The sequence below is a fragment of the Planomonospora corallina genome, assembly GCF_042650625.1.
Lineage (GTDB): Bacteria > Actinomycetota > Actinomycetes > Streptosporangiales > Streptosporangiaceae > Planomonospora_B > Planomonospora_B corallina.
Window position 1 is genome coordinate 308,967 of record NZ_JBHSBM010000013.1, and the last position, 17,408, is coordinate 326,374.

Consider the following 17,408-nt stretch of genomic DNA (forward strand, 5'->3'; position numbering starts at 1 on the left):
TGGTGCGCCGGTGACCAGGCGTACGGCGCTGGCCCCCCTCCTGGCGCTGGCGTGCGCGGTCCTCCCGCCTCCTGCGGCCCACGCCCGGATCCCGCAGCCGCCCGAGCCGCTCTTCCACGTCGCCGGGAAGACGATCAGCGAGGCCAGCGGGCTCGCGGTGAGCGCGGACGGCAAGCGCCACTACACCGTCCCCGACGCCGGCCGGCCCGCGGAGGTGTACGTGGTCGACCGGACCGGGAAGACCCGGGCCGTCCTGGCGCTGCCCGCGGCCGAGCTGAACGAGGACTGGGAGGACATCGCCGTGACCCGGGCGGCGGACGGGACCGGGCGGCTGCACATCGCCGACACCGGGGACGCCTTCGCCGTCCGGACCGCCGCGGGCCTGCCGGAGCGGACCTCCTACCGCCTGCTCCGCGTCGCCGAGCCCAGGGCCTCCGCCTCCGGCCGCGTCGACCTCGGCCAGGAGCGGGTCGAGGTCTTCCCCCTCGTCTACGCCGACGGGGCCCCGCACAACAGCGAGGCCCTGCTCGTGCACCCGGTCACCGGCCGGGTGTTCCTGGTGGAGAAGGCCGAGAAGGAGGGCCGGAGGGCCGGGCTGTGGAGCGCCCCCGCCACGCTGCGGGCGGGTGCGGACAACGTCCTGCGCCAGGCCCTGCCCGACCTGGGGATCCTGGGGGTGTCCGGCGCGGCCTTCTCGCCGGACGGCGACCGGGTGGTGGTCCGCGACGCCACCACCGCGTACCTGTGGTGGGTGAAGGGCGGGGACGTCGCGCGGTCGCTGCGGGCCAGGCCCGTCGAGATCGACCTGCCGCTGCAGCGGCAGGGGGAGGGCGTCGCCTTCACCCCCGACGGGCGCGCCCTGCTGGTCAACTCCGAGGGGGTCGGGCAGCCGGTGTGGCGGGTCCCGCTCCCGGCCGACGCCGTCGCCGCGGAGCCGGAGCCCTCAGAGCGGGGCCCGGCCCCGTCCGCCGCCCCGCCCGCGGGCGGCGACGGCCCGATGTTCGCCGTCGCCGGGCTGGCGGGGGCGGCGGCGGCAGGCGTGCTGGCGCTCGTCGTGGTGCGCGGCCGGCGGCGGGCGCTCAGCCGGCTCCGCGCAGGCGGCGCAGCCGGCCGGTGACCCGGGACAGCCCGGTCGCGACGAAGCCCCGGTCCGGGTCCAGCATGATCCGGCGGCCGTGGGCGGCGGGCGTGGCCGGGCCGTTCCAGCCGAACTCGGTGGTGAGGCCGTGGGCGTATCCCGCCTGCTCCGCGGCGTGCTCGGTCTCCCGGCTCACCGCGTCGGCCTGGCCGAACGGGTAGGCCACCGTCCGGATCGGCACGTCCAGCTCCCGCTGGAGGAGCTCGCGGGAGCGGCGCAGGTCCTCGACCTGGTCCTCGGGCGTCTCCTGGGCCAGCGTCACGTGCCGCATGGTGTGCGAGCCGACCGAGAAGCCGCGCCGGACCAGCTCCCGCGCGCCGTCCCAGTCGAGGAAGAGCCGCCCGTCCCCGGGCGTCCCCTCCGGGGCGAGCGCGTCCACCAGCTCCTCCAGCGCCACCGCCCGCCCGGCCGCCGTCATCACCCGCAGCCGGTCGGAGGCCCTGCCGTACGCCGTCCGGCCCGCCGCGCCGCGCGTCGGGTAGCGCTCGCCGCGCCACTCGACGGCGTCCCGGCCGCTGCGGGCGAAGGCCCACCCCGCCACCTCCCACCAGGCGCGCTCGGTGCCGGAGAGCAGTCCGGGCACGAGGAAGAAGGTGGCGGGCAGCTCCAGCCTCTCCAGCACGGGCACGGCCAGCTCCAGGTTGTCGCGGTAGCCGTCGTCCCAGCAGAGCGCGACGGCCCGCGGGGGCAGCGGTTCCCCCGCCCGCAGGGCGTCGAGCGCCCGCTCCAGGGGGACCACGGTGGCCACCCTCCGCAGCCGCCGCAGCTGCCCCTCCAGTCCGGCGACGCCGGAGCCGGAGACGGGGAAGCACCAGGTGGACTCGACGTTGTGCCAGCCGAGGATCGTCAGGTGGGATGTCATGACCGGTGTGCTCCGAATCCGTATCGGCGGACGCGGTTGACGGCGTCCCGGGTCTCCCTGGCCCGCCGGCGCAGGTCCGGGTGGCGCTTGACGTAGTCCCGGATGATCCGGGGCGGCACGTGCCGGGCGCGGTACAGCGCCGCCCGGGCGCAGGGCCGGGAGATCCACCCCTCCGCCACCGGGAGGTGGGCGTCGGCGAAGAACTCCTTGTACGGCTCGCCGCCCTTGCCCAGGTCGACGGTGCGGATCCCGTGCTCCGCCGCGGCCCGGGCGAACCGGAGCAACATGACCAGGCCGGGGGAGTAGGCGCCGAAGGCGTCCGCGTCGTAGCCGCCGAACCAGCGCTCGTAGACCGTCCCGGAGCGCAGCCCGAACTCCACCGCCACCGGGGTGTCCCCGGCGTACAGCGTGCTGAGCAGCCCGCCGTACTCCCCGGTGGAGGTCGCGAAGCTCTCCTCGACCAGCCGCCGCACCCAGGGCCAGGCGAACCGGTCGGCGGCCCCGGTCCGCCGGTAGTGCGCCGACTTCCAGCGCATCATCAGCCGGAGCATCTCCGGGTCGCGGCAGCCGTACTCCAGCCGGAGCGCGCCGTGCTCCCGGCCGAGCTTGCGGTCCTTGCGCTCGATGCCGCCGATCGCGGACCTGGTCAGCGCCCGGCGGCCCTCGCGGTAGCGGTCGTAGCCCCGGCTCAGGTCCATGACGGGGGAGCCCGCGCGGGCGGCGTCGGGCGCGTGCGCGGGCAGCTGCGCCGCCAGCAGGTGGTCGAACTCCCAGACCGCCAGCGAGGCGGCGGCCAGCACCGCCGGGAGCGGCGGGCGGGCGCCGGGCCGGTGGACCACGCCCTGGCAGTCGGAGACCCCCAGGCCGACGGCCCGGCCCACCGCGCGCCCGTGGCGCTCGTAGGGCAGGAAGCCGGCGAGGCCCGAGTCGTCCTCGAACACGGCGACCTCGACGCGGACGTCCCTGCGGGCGCGGTCGATCGCCAGGGCGAAGTCCGGGGCCAGGAACGGGCTGTCCAGCCCGCTGCCCGGGGTCTGCCACGAACGCCACAGGGCGAGCTCGGCGGCGCCGAGCCCGTCCGGTCGCGTGATGGTCACACGCACGTAGCCTCACCTGTCGCTGTGCGGGGCCCGCGCGGGGCCCCGGTGGGTGGCCTCCGCGGGCCCCGCGGAGGACGGCGGCGGCCGGAGCGTCCTCCGGCCACCTGACTCGCTATTACGGTCATAAGACATTTAAGGTCATAATCAGGAAGGAATCGGAATTACGGGTGATGCTCTGTGCGGCGTCGCGCCAGGGGAGTCAAGGAGTGGACCAGGTGAGCTCGATGCCCCGCGCGGACGTCACGGAGGTCGCCGACTACGCGGCCCTGCTGGGGCGGCGCTGGTGGATCATCGCGGTGAGCGCCATGCTCGGCGTGGCCGCCTCCGCCCTGGCGGTGGTGTACCTGCCGGCCGTGTACACCGCGGAGGCGACCGTGCTCGTCACCGCCACCGACCGCAACACCCGCGACGACCAGGTCAACCTGGAGACCGAGGCGGGCCGGGTGCGCAGCGCGGAGGTCGCCGGGAAGGTACGGCAGGCGCTGGGGGCCCGCGAGGCCCCGGAGGACCTCGTCGAACGGCTCGGCGTCACCGCCCCGCAGGACGCGGGCCTGCTGGAGATCCGCTTCTCGGACGCGACCCCGGTCCGGGCCGCCGAGGGGGCCGGCGCCTTCGCCACGGTCTACCTCGACACCCGGCGCGCCCGGGTGGAGCAGCGCTACAAGGAGCAGATCCGCGCCCTCCGGGGGCAGATCAAGTCCCTGTCCGAGCAGCTCAAGGCCGTGCCCGAGGGAGACTCCGACCAGAGGCAGTACCTCGGCGGGCAGCTGCAGTCGTTCAGCTCCAAGCTCGCCGACATCCAGATCGAGGCCGTCGGGGTGTCGGCCGGAGAGGTGATCGACCAGGCGGCGCCTCCCGAGTCGCCGGCCTTCCCCCGGCCGATCATGTTCCTGCCCGGCGGCCTCCTCGTCGGCCTGATCCTGGGGATCATGGTGGCGGTCCTGGCCGACCGCTCCGACAAGCAGGTGCGCGCCGCGGGCGACCTGCGGCGGGTGCTGGGCCTGGAGACGCTGCTCGACCTGCCCAGCACCCCCAAGACCGTCGCCCTCGGCCTGGAGTCGGCGCGCAGCCGCATCGGCCAGCGCTTCCACGAGCTCTCCCACGGGATCACCGCCCGCCTCGGCGGAGGCCCGGCCAACCAGGTGGTGATGGTCACGGCGGCGGCCGTGGGGAGGGGGACCGCCGTGGTGGCGGCCAACATCGCCGCCGCGCTGGCCCGGACCGGCTCCGACGTCATGCTGGTCAACGCCGATCTCGGGTCGTCGCTCAGCGGTGACCTGCTGGGGGTGGAGTCCGGGCCGGGGCTCGCGGAGGTCCTGCTCGGCACCTCGACGCTGGCGGAGGCGGAGGCCCGGGCGTCGGTGCCGCCCTCGCTCCGGGTCATCCCGCGCGGGGAGGAGACCGAGCGGGTCGTCGACATGATCCAGGGCGAGCGCATGGCCCGGACGATCGGCTCCCTGCGCGACCGGTGCCGGTACATCGTGGTCGAGGCGCCCGCCACGGCGTCGGGCGCCGACGCCCAGGCCCTCGCCCAGCACGCCGACCTCGTGCTGATGGTGGTCGAGGTGCCGGGGACCCGTTACGCGGACATCAGCGACGGCATCCGCCAGCTCGAGCAGGTCGGCGCCGAGGTCTTCGGCGCCGTGGTCGTCCCCGGCCAGCTCCCCGGCGCCCCCGGCGCGCTCGGCGCCCCCGCCGTTTCCAAGATCCCCGCTGTCGCCGGGGCCTCCGCTGTCGCCGGGGCCTCCGCCGCGGCCGGGTCCGCGCCGCGGGGGCGGGAGGACGTGCGGGTGGCGGGCGGGCCGGACCCGGCCGCGGACGGCCTGGTGGGCGCGGACGAGGACGGGCTCGGCACCGCGATGCTCCCCGCGATCAAGGATGAGCCGTTCGGCTTCTTCAAGTGACCGCTCCTCCGTCTCCGCCCGGGCCGGCGGAGGCGACTCTCACTTATCGGAAATAAGGCTCATTTCCGGTCATTTGATTACGTCGCGCCATAAACATCCTTTGGTCGCGTCGTCAACCCCTCAGGGGCGTACAAATAGTCCGATATTGGACAGTTCTCCGGTATTCCCCTGCATCTTGATGATCATTAAACTTTCGAGAGGTATCTGAGATCTCGCGCATTTGAGACGGCTGTCAACCAATGTGACTAGCTATACGTCCCTTTAGCTGCCAATGTCAGGGCATCTGGTGGGTGGGGTGGTTATGAGGGTGGGGGCCGAAGAATCCGCTACGACACTGCTCCAGCACCTTCCCGGACGCGCCGCCCCGAGTGGCTGGACGCGGTCGTACGTACGGTTCCTGCTGGTGGGGGACACGGTGTGCGCGCTGATCGTCTGCGAGGCGGTGCTGGGCGTGCGCCTGCTGCTGGGCGCCTACATCCCGGCCTCGGAGACGCTGCTGGGACTCGGCCTCGCCCTGGCGTGGCCGGCGGCGATGGCGGCCGGCGGGGCCTACCGGAAACGTGCGCAGGGTGAGGGGACCGAGGAGTTCCGGGCCGTCTTCCACGGCGGGGTCGGCATCATGGCGGCGGTCGCGGTCAGCGCCTACGCCACGCAGACGACCATCGCCCGGAGCTTCGTCATGGCGATGCTCCCCGCCGCGCTCCTGCTGACGGTCCTGTTCCGCTACGGCATGCGCAAGCGGCTCCACCGGCGCCGCGCCGTCGGCGAGTACATGCGTCACGTGGTCGCCGTGGGACACCGTGAGTCGGTGCTGGAGCTGGTGGTGCAGTTCCGCCGCGAGCCGCACCACGGGATGACCGTGGTCACCGCCTGCCTGCCGCCCGGCGTCGAGGCGGGCGACATCGACGGGATCCCGGTCCTGGGGGACTTCACCGAGGTCTCCGAGGTGGTGGCCAAGGTCAAGGCCGACGCCGTCGCCATCCTGGCCTGCCCGGAGCTGGACGGCGTCGCGCTGCGCAGGCTCGCCTGGAGCCTGGAGGCCGGCCGCGTGGACCTGTTCGTGGCGCCCGCGCTCATGGAGGTCGCGGGCCCCCGGGTCAGCATCCGCCCGGTGGCGGGGATGCCGCTGCTGCACGTCGAGCACCCCGAGTTCGAGGGCGCCAAGCACCTGGTGAAGAACCTCTTCGACCGCTGCTGCGCGGGACTGGCGCTCCTGGCGCTGGCCCTGCCCATGCTGGTCATCGCGCTCCTGATCCGGGCGACCAGCTCCGGGCCGGCGCTGTTCCGGCAGACCAGGGTGGGCAGGGACGGCATGCTCTTCCAGGTCTTCAAGTTCCGCACCATGGTCGTCGGCGCCGAGCGGATGAAGGCCGGGCTGCGCACGGAGAACGACTTCGACGACGTGCTGTTCAAGATTCGGAACGATCCACGGGTCACCCGGGTGGGGGCCTTCCTGCGCCGCTACTCGCTCGACGAGCTGCCGCAGCTGTTCAACGTGGCCCGGGGCGAGATGTCGCTCGTCGGCCCCCGGCCGCCGCTGCCGGAGGAGGTCGAGCAGTACGGCCAGGACGTGCGCCGCCGCCTGGTCGTCAAGCCCGGGATGACCGGCCTGTGGCAGGTGAGCGGGCGGTCGAACCTGAGCTGGGAGGAGTCGGTCCGCTTGGACCTGCGCTACGTGGAGAACTGGTCCCTCTTCCTGGACCTGCAGATCCTGTGGAAGACCTGGAACGCCGTCGTCCGAGGGGAAGGTGCCTACTAACAGTGAAAGCGCTCGTGCTGGCCGGAGGGTCCGGGACCCGGCTGCGGCCGATCACGCACACCTCGGCCAAGCAGCTGGTGCCGGTGGCCAACAAGCCCGTGCTCTTCTACGGCCTGGAGGCCATCGCGGCCGCGGGCATCCAGGAGACGGGCATCGTGGTGGGCGACACCCACGCCGAGATAGAGGCGGCCGTCGGCGACGGCTCCGCCTTCGGGCTCCGGGTGACCTACCTGCGTCAGCGGGCCCCGCTCGGGCTCGCCCACGCGGTGCTGGTCGCCCGTGACTACCTCGGCGACGACGACTTCGTGATGTACCTCGGCGACAACTTCATCGTGGGGGGCATCGACGGCGTCGTGGACCGGTTCAACCGTGAGCGGCCGGCCGCCCAGATCATGCTCACCCGGGTGGGCGACCCCCGGAAGTTCGGGGTCGCCGAACTCGACGCCTCCGGCCGCGTCGTCGGGCTGGAGGAGAAACCGAGCGCGCCCAGGAGCGATCTGGCGCTCGTCGGCGTCTACCTGTTCACGCCGGCGATCCACGAGGCGGTGGCGGAGCTCAAGCCGTCCTGGCGCGGCGAGCTGGAGATCACCGACGCGATCCAGTGGATGATCGACAAGGGCCTGCGGGTCGAGTCGGACGTCATCACCGGCTACTGGAAGGACACCGGCAACGTCACCGACATGCTGGAGGTCAACCGGCTGGTGCTGGAGTCCGTGGAGCCGCGCGTCGACGGCACGGTGGACGCGGCCAGCGAGCTGATCGGCAGGGTGGTCGTCGAGCCGGGCGCGGTGGTCGAGCGCTCCCGCATCGTCGGGCCGGCCGTCATCGGCCCCGGGGCGCGGATCGCGGACAGCTACGTCGGGCCCTTCACCTCCATCGCCGCCGGCTGCACGGTCAGCGGCAGCGAGATCGAGTACTCCATCCTGCTGCCCCGCTCCTCGATCTCCGGGGTGTCCCGGATCGAGGCCTCCCTCATCGGCCACGAGGTCGAGGTCACCCCGGCCCCCGCCACCCCCCGAGCCCACCGCCTCGTGCTGGGCGATCACAGTAAGGTCCAGATCAGCTCATGACAGCATCCATCGGGGAGCCCTCACGCGTCCTGGTCACCGGAGGCGCGGGGTTCATCGGCTCCGCCTACGCCCGCCTGCTGGCGGCGGACGGGGTCGCGGTGACGGTCCTGGACAAGCTCACCTACGCGGGCAACCGGGCCAACCTGGAAGGGGTCGCCCACACGTTCGTGCACGGTGACGTCTGCGATCCGGAGCTGCTCGCCCGGGTGGTCCCGGGCCACGACGCCGTCGTCAACTTCGCGGCCGAGTCCCACGTGGACCGGTCGATCGCCGGCGCCGCCGAGTTCGTGCGCTCCAACGTCCTGGGCGTGCAGACGCTCATGCAGGCCTGCCTGGAGGCGGGGACCCCGCGGGTGGTGCAGGTCTCCACCGACGAGGTCTACGGGTCGATCGAGACCGGGTCGTGGGACGAGTCCGCGCCGCTGCGCCCGCGCTCGCCGTACGCGGCGTCCAAGGCGGGCGGGGACATGATCGCCCTGTCCTACGCGGTCACCCACGGGCTGCCGGTCTGCGTCACCCGCTGCGGCAACAACTACGGGCCGCGCCAGTTCCCGGAGAAGATCATCCCGCTGTTCGTCACCAACCTCCTGCAGGGCAGGAAGGTCCCGCTCTACGGCGACGGCGGCAACGTCCGCGACTGGATCCACGTCGACGACCACTGCGCGGCCATCCGGCTGGTGGCGGGAGCGGGCGAACCCGGCGAGGTCTACCACGTCGCCGGAACGGCGGAGCTGACCAACCTCCGGCTCACCGAGCGGATCCTCGCAGCCTGCGGCGCCGGATGGGACATGGTGGAGCACGTCGAGGACCGCAAGGGGCACGACCGCCGCTACTTGCTGGACGACACCAGGCTGCGCCGCATGGGGTACGCCCCCGCGGTCGACTTCGACACGGGCCTGCACGAGACCGTCAGGTGGTACACCGACAACCCCGGCTGGTGGAAGGCGCTCACGTGAGGTGGCTGGTCACGGGTGCGCGGGGGATGCTCGGCACCGATCTGGTCGCCCTGCTGCGCGGCAGGGGCGAGGAGGTGGCGGCGCTGGGCCGGGCCGAGCTCGACGTGCGGGACCCCTCGGCGGTGGTGCAGGCCGTACGGCTGCACAGGCCCGACGCGGTCGTCAACTGCGCGGGCTGGACGGCGGTGAACGAGGCGGAGACGCGCGAGGACGAGGCGCTCGCGCTCAACGGCCACGCCGTGCGGGCCCTGGCGGAGGCCTGCGCCGGATCGGGCGCCAGGCTGGTCCAGATCTCCACCGACTACGTCTTCGACGGCGCCGCGCGCGCCCCCTACCCGGAGGACGCGCCGGTCTCCCCGGTCAACGCCTACGGCAGGACCAAGCTCGCGGGGGAGCGCGCGGTGCTGGAGCTGCTCCCGGAGACCGGCTACGTCGTGCGGACGGCCTGGCTGTACGGCTCCGCGGGCGCCAACTTCGTCCGGACCATCGCCGGGCTGGAGCGGAGCAGGCCCACCGTGGAGGTCGTCGACGACCAGATCGGCCAGCCCACCTGGACGGGGGACGTGGCGGCCCGGGTCGCCGAGACGGTCCTCGGGGAGGCGCCCGCGGGCGTCTACCACGCGACCAACTCCGGCCGGACGAGCTGGTACGGCCTCGCCAAGGAGATCTTCCTGCTGCTCGGGGCGGACCCCCGCCGCGTGGTCCCGGTCTCCTCCGACCGGTACCCGAGCCCCGCCCGGCGTCCCGCCTTCAGCGTCCTGGGACACGACGGCTGGGGACGGGCGGGGCTGCCGCCCCTGCGCGACTGGCGGAAGGCGCTGCGGGACTCCGATGTGCTCGTCAGCCTCTGAGGGTCTCGTAGTGGGCCAGGCAGTCCGCGTGGTCCGGCAGCAGCCCGGCCTCCAGCGCCCCCTTGAGCGAGGGCGCGGCCGCGTCCTTGTCCGACAGGATCGGTTCGAGGTCCCGGGGCCAGCCGATGGCCAGGTCGGGGTCGAGCGGGTGCACCCCGTGCTCGCGGCCGGGCGTGTACGGGGCGGAGCACATGTACACGACCGTGGCCTCCTCGCTGAGGGCCATGAAGGCGTGGCCGAGTCCCTCGGCGATGTAGAGGCCCCGCCGGGACTCGTCGTCCAGCCGGACGGACTCCCAGCGGCCGAAGGTCGGCGAGCCCACGCGCAGGTCCACGACGACGTCGAGGACGGCGCCGGACACGCACGTGACGTACTTGGCCTGGCCGGGGGGCACGTCGGCGAAGTGCACGCCCCGGAGCACCCCGCGCCGGGAGACGGAGCAGTTGGCCTGGGCGAGCTCGAACCGCAGGCCGGCGGATCGCAGCAGGTCGGCGGCTGTGAAGGACTCCAGGAAGACGCCGCGGGGATCGGCGTGCAGGCGAGGGGTGTACTGCCAGATTCCGTCGATGCCCAGGCGCTCCATGGGCGAAGCATGCCATGGCAGAGCGGCTTTTCTCAGCATAATGATCATCTATCGGCCGGAAGGAGATATCGACAGATATGGCCGTTGGGCACGTGTGTAACATCCGGCACGCCTTACGCGAACTAGAACATGTCGCATTCAATGTGGTGATCATGGGATCGGGCCCGGTGGCGATCACCAGGCCCGTGTCCGGCACTGGCGGGGGAGTGTGCCGATGACGGCCTGCCGGCTGTGTGGTTCGACGAGCCTGGTGAGCGTCGTGGACCTGGGGGCGACGCCCCCGTGCGAGCTGTTCCTCACCGCGGAGCAGCTCGACCGGCCCGAGACGACCTACCCGCTGCACCTGAGGGTGTGCACCGAGTGCTGGCTGGCGCAGATCCCGCCGCTGATCACTCCGGAGGAGACCTTCACCGAGTACGCCTACTTCTCCTCCTACTCCACCTCCTGGGTGGAGCACGCCCGTGTGTTCGTCGAGGAGCGGGACCTGGCGCCCGACGCCTTCGTGGTCGAGGTCGCCAGCAACGACGGCTACCTCCTGCAGCACGTCGTCGGCAGGGGCGTGCGGTGCCTGGGCATCGAGCCGTCCGCCAACGTCGGCCGGGCCGCGCGCGAGAAGGGCGTCCCGACCCTCACCGCGTTCCTCACCCCGGAGACCGGCGCGGCGGTGCGCGCCGAGCACGGCCCCGCCGACCTCGTCGTCGCCAACAACGTCTACGCGCACATCCCGGACGTCATCGGGTTCACCCGGGGACTGCGGGCCCTGGTGGCCGACGACGGCCTGGTCTCCATCGAGGTCCAGCACCTGCTGACGCTGATGGAGCTGAACCAGTACGACACGATCTACCACGAGCACTTCCAGTACTACACGGTCGCCTCCGCGCAGCGGGCCCTGGCCTCCGGCGGGCTGGTCCTGGTGGACGTGGAGCTGCTGCCGACGCACGGCGGCTCGATCCGGCTCTGGGCCCGGCCGTCCGGCGAGCCCGGCCCGCGGGTGGCCGACGTCCTGGCCCGGGAGAAGGCGGCGGGACTGCACGAGCTGTCCGGCTACGCCGAGTTCGGCGCCCGGGTGGCGAAGGTCCGGCGCGACCTGCTCCGCTTCCTCGTCGACGCCGCCGAGCAGGGCAGGACCGTCGTCGGGTACGGCGCGCCCGGCAAGGGCAACACGCTGCTCAACCACTGCGGCGTCCGCCCGGACCTGCTGGCCTACACGGTGGACCGCAACCCCTACAAGCACGGCAGGTTCACCCCCGGGACCCGGATCCCGATCCTGGCGCCCGAGCAGATCGAGCGGGACCGGCCCGACTACGTGCTCGTCCTGCCCTGGAACCTCCGCGAGGAGATCACCCAGCAGCTCTCCCACGTCCGTGACTGGGGCGGCCGGCTGGTCTTCCCCATCCCGAGCCTGGAGGTCGTCCAGTGAAGGTGGTCCTCTTCTGCGGCGGCTACGGAACCCGCATGCGCAGCGGCGCCCCCGGCGACCCGCCGAAGCCCATGCAGCTCGTCGGGCCCCGGCCGCTGATCTGGCACGTGATGCGCTACTACGCGCACTACGGGCACACCGAGTTCATCCTCTGCCTGGGGTACGGCGCCGAGCACATCAAGGACTTCTTCCTGAACTACCGGGAGACCACGTCCAACGACTTCGTCATGCGCGGCGGCGCCGTCGAGCTGCTCTCCACCGACATCGCCGACTGGTCGATCTCGTTCGTGCAGACGGGGATCGACTCGCCGATCGGGGAGCGGCTCCGCCGGGTCCGCGAGCACCTCGACGGCGACGAGATGTTCCTGGCCAACTACGCCGACGTGCTCACCGACGCGCCGCTTCCGGAGATGATCGACCGCTTCGCCGCCTCCGGCGCGGGCGCGTCCATGGTGGTCGTGCCGCCGACCGACACCTTCCACTGCATCGAGGTCGGCGAGAACGGCTCGGTGGGCGGGATCATCCCGGTCAGCGACATGCCGCTGTGGATCAACGGCGGGTACTTCGTGCTCCGCCAGGAGATCTTCGACCACATCCCCCCGGGGGGCGACCTGGTCGCCGACGGCTGCACGGCGCTGGCCAAGGCGGGCCGGCTGCTGGCCTACCCGTACCGGGGGTTCTGGAAGCCCACCGACACGGTCAAGGAGCGCGTCGCGCTCAACGAGGCCTACGCCCGCGGAGACCGGCCGTGGATGGTCTGGGAGCGCGACGAGCCGAAGAACCCCCGCCGCCTGGTCCGGCAGGTGTCGTGATGCTCCGGCTGCTCCCCGAGCGCTGCGCGCGGATCCTGCTGCTGGCCGCGCACTGCGACGACGTCCCGATCGGGGCCGGCGGCACGCTGCTGGAGCTGTGCCGCGCCCAACCCGAGGCGCGGATCACGGCGCTCGTGCTCTCCGGCGGGGGAACCGCCCGGGAGGACGAGGAGCGGGCCGCGCTGGCCGCGTTCTGCCCCAAGGCGGAGCTCGACGTGACCGTGCTGGACATCCCGGACGGGCGGCTGCCCGCCCACTGGGACCGTGCCAAGCAGGCCCTGGAGGAGGTGCGGCGCCGGTGCGATCCGGACGTGGTCTTCGCGCCCGCGCCGCACGACGCGCACCAGGACCACCGGGGGCTGGCCGAGCTGGTCCCCACGGCCTTCCGCGACCACCTGGTGCTCGGCTACGAGATCCTCAAGTGGGAGTCCGACCTCGCCCAGCCGAACGTCTTCGTGCCGCTGCCCGAGGACGTGCTGGCGGAGAAGACCGCGCTGCTGCACGAGCACTACCGCTCGCAGCACGGGCGGACGTGGTTCGACGAGGAGACCTTCCGCGGCCTGGCCAGGGTGCGCGGAGTGCAGTGCCAGAGCCGCTACGCCGAGGCGTTCCACGCGGCGAAGCTGACCATCGGCGTCACAGGATGATCGGGAGACACAGGTGCGCGTTCTACTGACCGGACATCAGGGCTATCTCGGCACGGTGATGGCGCCTGTCCTCACCGCCGCCGGTCACGACGTGGTCGGCCTCGACTCCGGTCTGTTCGCCGGGTGCGTGCTGGGACCGGAACCGGCCGACCCGCCGGGGTTCGCCGTGGACCTGCGGGACGCCGGCCCGGAGCACGTGGAGGGGTTCGACGCGGTGGTCCACCTCGCCGCCCTCTCCAACGACCCGCTCGGCATGCTGGCCCCCGAGCTGACCTACGACATCAACCACCACGCCTCGGTACGGCTGGCCCGGCTCGCCCGCGACGCGGGCGTGCGGCGCTTCCTGTACGCCTCCACCTGCTCGGTCTACGGCACCTCCGGCGGCGGGGACCTCGTCGGGGAGGACGCGCCGCTGCGCCCGGTGACCCCCTACGCCGAGTCGAAGGTCCGGGTGGAGGACGATCTGGCCGAGCTGGCCGACGACGACTTCAGCCCGGTGTTCCTGCGCAACGCCACCGCCTTCGGCTTCTCCCCCCGGCTCCGCGCGGACATCGTGCTGAACAACCTGGTCGGGCACGCGCTGCTCACCGGCAAGGTGAAGGTGCTGTCCGACGGGACCCCGTGGCGGCCGCTGGTGCACGCCGAGGACATCGCCGAGGCGTTCGCCATGGCGCTGACCGCGCCGCGCGAGGCCGTGCACGCCAGGGCGTTCAACGTGGGCACCGAGCAGAACAACGTGACGGTCGCGGAGATCGCGGCCGAGGTCGTCGAGGCGGTCCCGGGATCGGAGCTGCTGATCACGGGCGAGGCCGGAGCCGACCCGCGCTCCTACCGGGTCGACTTCTCCCGGCTGCGCGCCGCGCTGCCCGGCTACCAGGCGAACTGGACGATCAAGGCGGGCGCGGTCGAGCTGGCCGACGCCTACCGCGCGCACGGCCTCACCCGGCACGGCTTCGAGCACGACTTCACCCGGCTGGCGACGCTCGACGCCCGGCGCCGGGCCGGCACCGTCGACGGGACGCTGCGCCCGTGAGCGAACCCGTGGGCGAGCCTGTGGACGGGCTCGCCGGACGGCCCGCGGGCGAGCCCGCCGGCGAGCGGATGCACGCGCTGGTGGAACGGCTCCACCCGATCTGCCGCAGCATGACCGGCGACGGCGTCCGGCGCACGCTGGAGATCATCTCGGAGTCGATCCCGCTGGAGGTCCACGAGGTGCCGACCGGCACGCCGGTCCTCGACTGGACGGTGCCCCGGGAGTGGAACATCCGCGACGCCTACGTCAAGAACGCGGCCGGCGACCGGGTGGTCGACTTCGCGCGGACCCCGCTGCACGTGGTCGGCTACAGCGTGCCCGTGGCGGCGACGATGCCCCTGGGCGAGCTGCGCGACCACCTGCACACGCTGCCCGGCGAACCCGATCTGATCCCGTACCGGACCTCCTACTACACCGAGACCTGGGGCTTCTGCCTGAGCGAGAACACGCTGAAGGAGCTGCCCGAGGGGGAGTACGAGGTCCGCATCGACTCGACGCTGGCCGACGGGCACCTCACCTACGCCGAGCACGTGGTGGAGGGCTCGGGCTCGGATGAGGGCTCGGGCGCGGGCGAGGTGCTGATCGAGTGCCACACCTGCCACCCGGCGCTGGCGAGCGAGACGCTGGCCGGCATCGCCGTGGCGGTCGAGCTGGCCCGCTCGCTCACCGAGCCGCGCCACACGTACCGGTTCGTGTTCGCGCCGGGCACGATCGGGTCGATCACCTGGCTGGCGCGCAACCGCGACCGGGTGGAGCGCGTCAGGCACGGACTGGTGCTGGCGTGCGCCGGGGACCCCGGCGGGCTGACGTACAAGCGCAGCCGCAGGGGCGACGCCGCCGTGGACAGGGCCGCCGCGCACGTCGTGACGGCCCGGGGCGGCACGGTCGTGGACTTCACGCCGTTCGGCTACGACGAGCGGCAGTTCTGCTCGCCCGGGTTCGACCTGCCCGTCGGCCTGCTGACCCGCACGCCCAACGGGGCCTTCCCCGAGTACCACACCTCCGCGGACGATCCGGAGTTCGTGACCGCCGAGGCCCTCGCCGACACGCTCGCGGCCGTCCGGGAGATCGTCCGGATCCTGGAGGACAACCGCACCTACGTCAACCTCTTCCCCTACGGGGAGCCGCAGCTGGGCAGGAGAGGACTCTACGGAGCCCCCGGGCTCGACCAGATGGCGGTCCTGTGGGTGCTCAACCTCTCCGACGGCAGGCACGACCTGCTCGACATCGCGGAACGTTCACGGATCCCGTTCGCCGAGGTGGCGCGGGCCGCGCGTGCGCTGGCCGACGCCGCCCTCATCGAGGAGGCGGAAGCATGACCGGGCACACCGGGCACACCGGGCACACCGGGCACACCGGGTACAGGGTCGGCGACGTGGTGGAGGTGCTCGGCGCCGAGGAGATCCTGGCGACGCTGGACGAGAACGGCGAGCTGGACGGCATGCCCTTCATGCCGGAGATGCTGCGGTTCTGCGGGCAGCGGCTCACCGTCGCCAAGGTGGCGCACAAGCTGTGCGACACCATCGAGCGCACCGGGCTGCGGCACCTGCCCGACGCGGTGCACCTGACGGGCTCGCGCTGCGACGGGAGCGCGCACGGCGGCTGCCAGACGGCCTGCCTGCTGTACTGGAAGACCGCGTGGCTGCAGAAGGCGGACGGACCGGCGGGAGACGCGCCGAGGCCGCCCGCGCGGAGGGCCGTCGACGTGGAGGTCCTCACCGAAAGGACCCGCGGGGAGCCGTTCCCCGACGGCTCGCCCCGCTACGCCTGCCAGGCGACGGAGATCCTGCGGGCCGCGCCCGGACGCCTGCCGCTGAAGGACCTGCGGCAGTTCACGTGGGACGTGCGCTCGGGCAACAACACCGTGGCCGAGACGGTGCGCGGCGTCCTCATCGCGCTGTTCGACAAGTACCAGAGCCTCAGCGTGCGGGTGCTGCCCAGCCGGCTGCGGCTGAGGGGCGGGCGGCCGTGGGGCTTCCTGCGGGGCCGGGTCACCGGCCCGACCCCGGTCGCCGAGCTCGGCCTGAAGCCGGGGGAGCTCGTCAGGATCCGCTCCAAGCGCGAGATCGAGCTGACGCTCAACGAGCGGCTGCAGAACCGGGGCATGGGGTTCGAGGACGGGCTCACCGGGTTCTGCGGGCGCACGGCGCGGGTCGCCGGGCGCGTGGAACGGTGCATCGACGAGACCACCGGGCGGATGCTGGAGATGAAGACGCCCTCCGTGGTGCTCGAGGACATCGTCTGCCCGGGCACGCACAGCCTCAACTGCCCGCGGGGCCATCTGCCGTTCTGGCGGGAGATCTGGCTCGAACGGGTCGACCAGACAAGCCAGACAAGGGAGTGAACGATGCTTGTGTCCATAGGCCTTCCGGTCTACAACGGAGCCGACGTCATGGAGGGCGTGATCCGCTCGGTGCTGGCCCAGGAGCACGGGGACGTCGAGCTGGTCATCGCCGACAACGCCTCGACGGACGGCACCGAGGAGCTCTGCCGCGACCTGGCGGCCGCCGACGGCCGCATCTCCTACCACCGGCACGCCCAGAACCTCGGCATGCTCAGGAACTTCGAGTACGCCATCCAGGTGGCCAAGGGCGAGTACTTCCGGTGGATCGGCGACGACGACCGGCTCGACCCGACGTACACGACCCGCTGCGTCGACGCCTTCCAGGCCGACCCCCGGCTGCTCCTGGTCACCACGCAGATCTCCTACACGGGGCCCGACGGGGTGGTGCGCACGCAGCCGTACGAGGAGTTCAGGCCGGGCGCCGGACTGAACTCGGACGACCCGGCCGAGCGGGTGGAGGAGATGCTGCGGCTGCTCACCGAGAGCTATCTGATCATCGATCCGCTCTACGGGATGGTCCGGCGGGAGCCCGTCGCCGCCATGCGGCGCCGCAACATGCCGCAGGAGGACCAGGTGTTCGCGTCCCGGCTGGCCATGGCGGGACCGTGGGAGCACATCAACGAGGTGCTCGCGCACCGGCACTGGGCGATCAAGTTCCGTGGCACGCTCGCCAGGCGCCTCGGCGTGCCGGTCTGGCAGGGATACTGCCCGACGATCCTGCAGTGCCGCGAGACGGCCTACTGGGCCCGGGCCGCGGCCCGCGCGGGTGAGATCACTCCCGAGCAGGCCAGGCGGATCAGGGCCGCCGTCCGGGCGCTGTACGTGCGCCGTCACCGGCTGGCCGCGACCCGCCGCGCCCGCAAGGCCACCCGGCTGGTGCTCGGCCGGGCGCACTGACGCATGGGCCGGTGTAACGACTGCCCCCTCCG

General features: G+C 72.7%; 16 protein-coding genes. 13 read left to right on the forward strand and 3 right to left on the reverse strand.

Annotation, left to right across the window (positions count from 1 at the left end; all coding sequences use genetic code 11):
- Nucleotides 1-10 precede the first annotated feature (10 nt).
- A complete protein-coding gene (locus ACFOWE_RS10725; protein ID WP_377287073.1) occupies nucleotides 11-1,117 on the forward strand; it encodes a hypothetical protein in 1,107 nt (368 codons plus the stop codon).
- Here ACFOWE_RS10725 and ACFOWE_RS10730 read toward each other — a convergent pair.
- Both ACFOWE_RS10730 and ACFOWE_RS10735 read right to left on the reverse strand, forming a co-directional pair.
- Nucleotides 1,080-2,000, reverse strand: a complete 921-nt coding sequence (locus ACFOWE_RS10730) for a polysaccharide deacetylase family protein (protein ID WP_377287074.1) — start codon at nucleotides 1,998-2,000, stop codon at nucleotides 1,080-1,082. The genes ACFOWE_RS10725 and ACFOWE_RS10730 overlap by 38 nt on opposite strands.
- Nucleotides 1,997-3,097: a GNAT family N-acetyltransferase gene (locus ACFOWE_RS10735; protein WP_377287075.1), complete on the reverse strand. Its 1,101-nt coding sequence runs from the start codon at nucleotides 3,095-3,097 to the stop codon at nucleotides 1,997-1,999. The genes ACFOWE_RS10730 and ACFOWE_RS10735 overlap by 4 nt, the downstream gene beginning before the upstream one ends.
- 218 nt (nucleotides 3,098-3,315) lie before the next feature.
- Here ACFOWE_RS10735 and ACFOWE_RS10740 point away from each other — a divergent pair, with 218 nt between their 5' ends.
- From ACFOWE_RS10740 to rfbD, 5 genes are all read left to right on the forward strand, one after another.
- Nucleotides 3,316-5,004 (forward strand): hypothetical protein, encoded by a 1,689-nt coding sequence (locus tag ACFOWE_RS10740; protein WP_377287076.1) that lies wholly within the window; start codon nucleotides 3,316-3,318, stop codon nucleotides 5,002-5,004.
- A 403-nt stretch (nucleotides 5,005-5,407) separates the two neighbouring features.
- Nucleotides 5,408-6,763 (forward strand): sugar transferase, encoded by a 1,356-nt coding sequence (locus tag ACFOWE_RS10745; protein ID WP_377287077.1) that lies wholly within the window; start codon nucleotides 5,408-5,410, stop codon nucleotides 6,761-6,763.
- Between the two features lie 2 nt (nucleotides 6,764-6,765).
- The gene (locus tag ACFOWE_RS10750; RefSeq protein ID WP_377287078.1) at nucleotides 6,766-7,833 is read left to right on the forward strand and encodes a glucose-1-phosphate thymidylyltransferase; all 1,068 of its coding nucleotides are present in this window, start codon (nucleotides 6,766-6,768) and stop codon (nucleotides 7,831-7,833) included.
- Nucleotides 7,830-8,789 carry a dTDP-glucose 4,6-dehydratase gene (rfbB, locus tag ACFOWE_RS10755; protein WP_377287079.1) on the forward strand — a complete coding sequence of 320 codons (960 nt, stop codon included), beginning with the start codon at nucleotides 7,830-7,832 and terminating at the stop codon, nucleotides 8,787-8,789. Before ACFOWE_RS10750 ends, rfbB begins: the two co-directional genes overlap by 4 nt.
- On the forward strand, nucleotides 8,786-9,640 hold the full coding sequence (gene rfbD, locus ACFOWE_RS10760) for a dTDP-4-dehydrorhamnose reductase (protein ID WP_377287080.1): 855 nt from the start codon (nucleotides 8,786-8,788) through the stop codon (nucleotides 9,638-9,640). Before rfbB ends, rfbD begins: the two co-directional genes overlap by 4 nt.
- Here the strand turns inward: rfbD and rfbC are convergent.
- Nucleotides 9,630-10,223: a dTDP-4-dehydrorhamnose 3,5-epimerase gene (gene rfbC, locus ACFOWE_RS10765; RefSeq protein WP_377287081.1), complete on the reverse strand. Its 594-nt coding sequence runs from the start codon at nucleotides 10,221-10,223 to the stop codon at nucleotides 9,630-9,632. The genes rfbD and rfbC overlap by 11 nt on opposite strands.
- A 214-nt stretch (nucleotides 10,224-10,437) precedes the next feature.
- Here rfbC and ACFOWE_RS10770 point away from each other — a divergent pair, with 214 nt between their 5' ends.
- The 7 genes from ACFOWE_RS10770 to ACFOWE_RS10800 are packed head-to-tail and all read left to right on the forward strand — an operon-like array spanning nucleotide 10,438 to nucleotide 17,376.
- On the forward strand, nucleotides 10,438-11,643 hold the full coding sequence (locus ACFOWE_RS10770) for a methyltransferase domain-containing protein (protein ID WP_377287082.1): 1,206 nt from the start codon (nucleotides 10,438-10,440) through the stop codon (nucleotides 11,641-11,643).
- Entirely contained in the window at nucleotides 11,640-12,455 is an 816-nt protein-coding gene (locus ACFOWE_RS10775; protein ID WP_377287083.1) for a glucose-1-phosphate cytidylyltransferase, read from the forward strand. The genes ACFOWE_RS10770 and ACFOWE_RS10775 overlap by 4 nt, the downstream gene beginning before the upstream one ends.
- A complete protein-coding gene (locus ACFOWE_RS10780; RefSeq protein WP_377287084.1) occupies nucleotides 12,455-13,102 on the forward strand; it encodes a PIG-L deacetylase family protein in 648 nt (215 codons plus the stop codon). Before ACFOWE_RS10775 ends, ACFOWE_RS10780 begins: the two co-directional genes overlap by 1 nt.
- A 13-nt stretch (nucleotides 13,103-13,115) precedes the next feature.
- Entirely contained in the window at nucleotides 13,116-14,135 is a 1,020-nt protein-coding gene (locus tag ACFOWE_RS10785) for an NAD-dependent epimerase/dehydratase family protein (RefSeq protein WP_377287086.1), read from the forward strand.
- Nucleotides 14,132-15,454, forward strand: a complete 1,323-nt coding sequence (locus ACFOWE_RS10790) for a DUF4910 domain-containing protein (protein ID WP_377287088.1) — start codon at nucleotides 14,132-14,134, stop codon at nucleotides 15,452-15,454. The genes ACFOWE_RS10785 and ACFOWE_RS10790 overlap by 4 nt, the downstream gene beginning before the upstream one ends.
- Nucleotides 15,451-16,479, forward strand: a complete 1,029-nt coding sequence (locus tag ACFOWE_RS10795; RefSeq protein ID WP_377287089.1) for a hypothetical protein — start codon at nucleotides 15,451-15,453, stop codon at nucleotides 16,477-16,479. Before ACFOWE_RS10790 ends, ACFOWE_RS10795 begins: the two co-directional genes overlap by 4 nt.
- A 3-nt stretch (nucleotides 16,480-16,482) precedes the next feature.
- Nucleotides 16,483-17,376, forward strand: a complete 894-nt coding sequence (locus ACFOWE_RS10800) for a glycosyltransferase family 2 protein (protein WP_377287090.1) — start codon at nucleotides 16,483-16,485, stop codon at nucleotides 17,374-17,376.
- The last annotated feature ends 32 nt before the right edge of the window (nucleotides 17,377-17,408 follow it).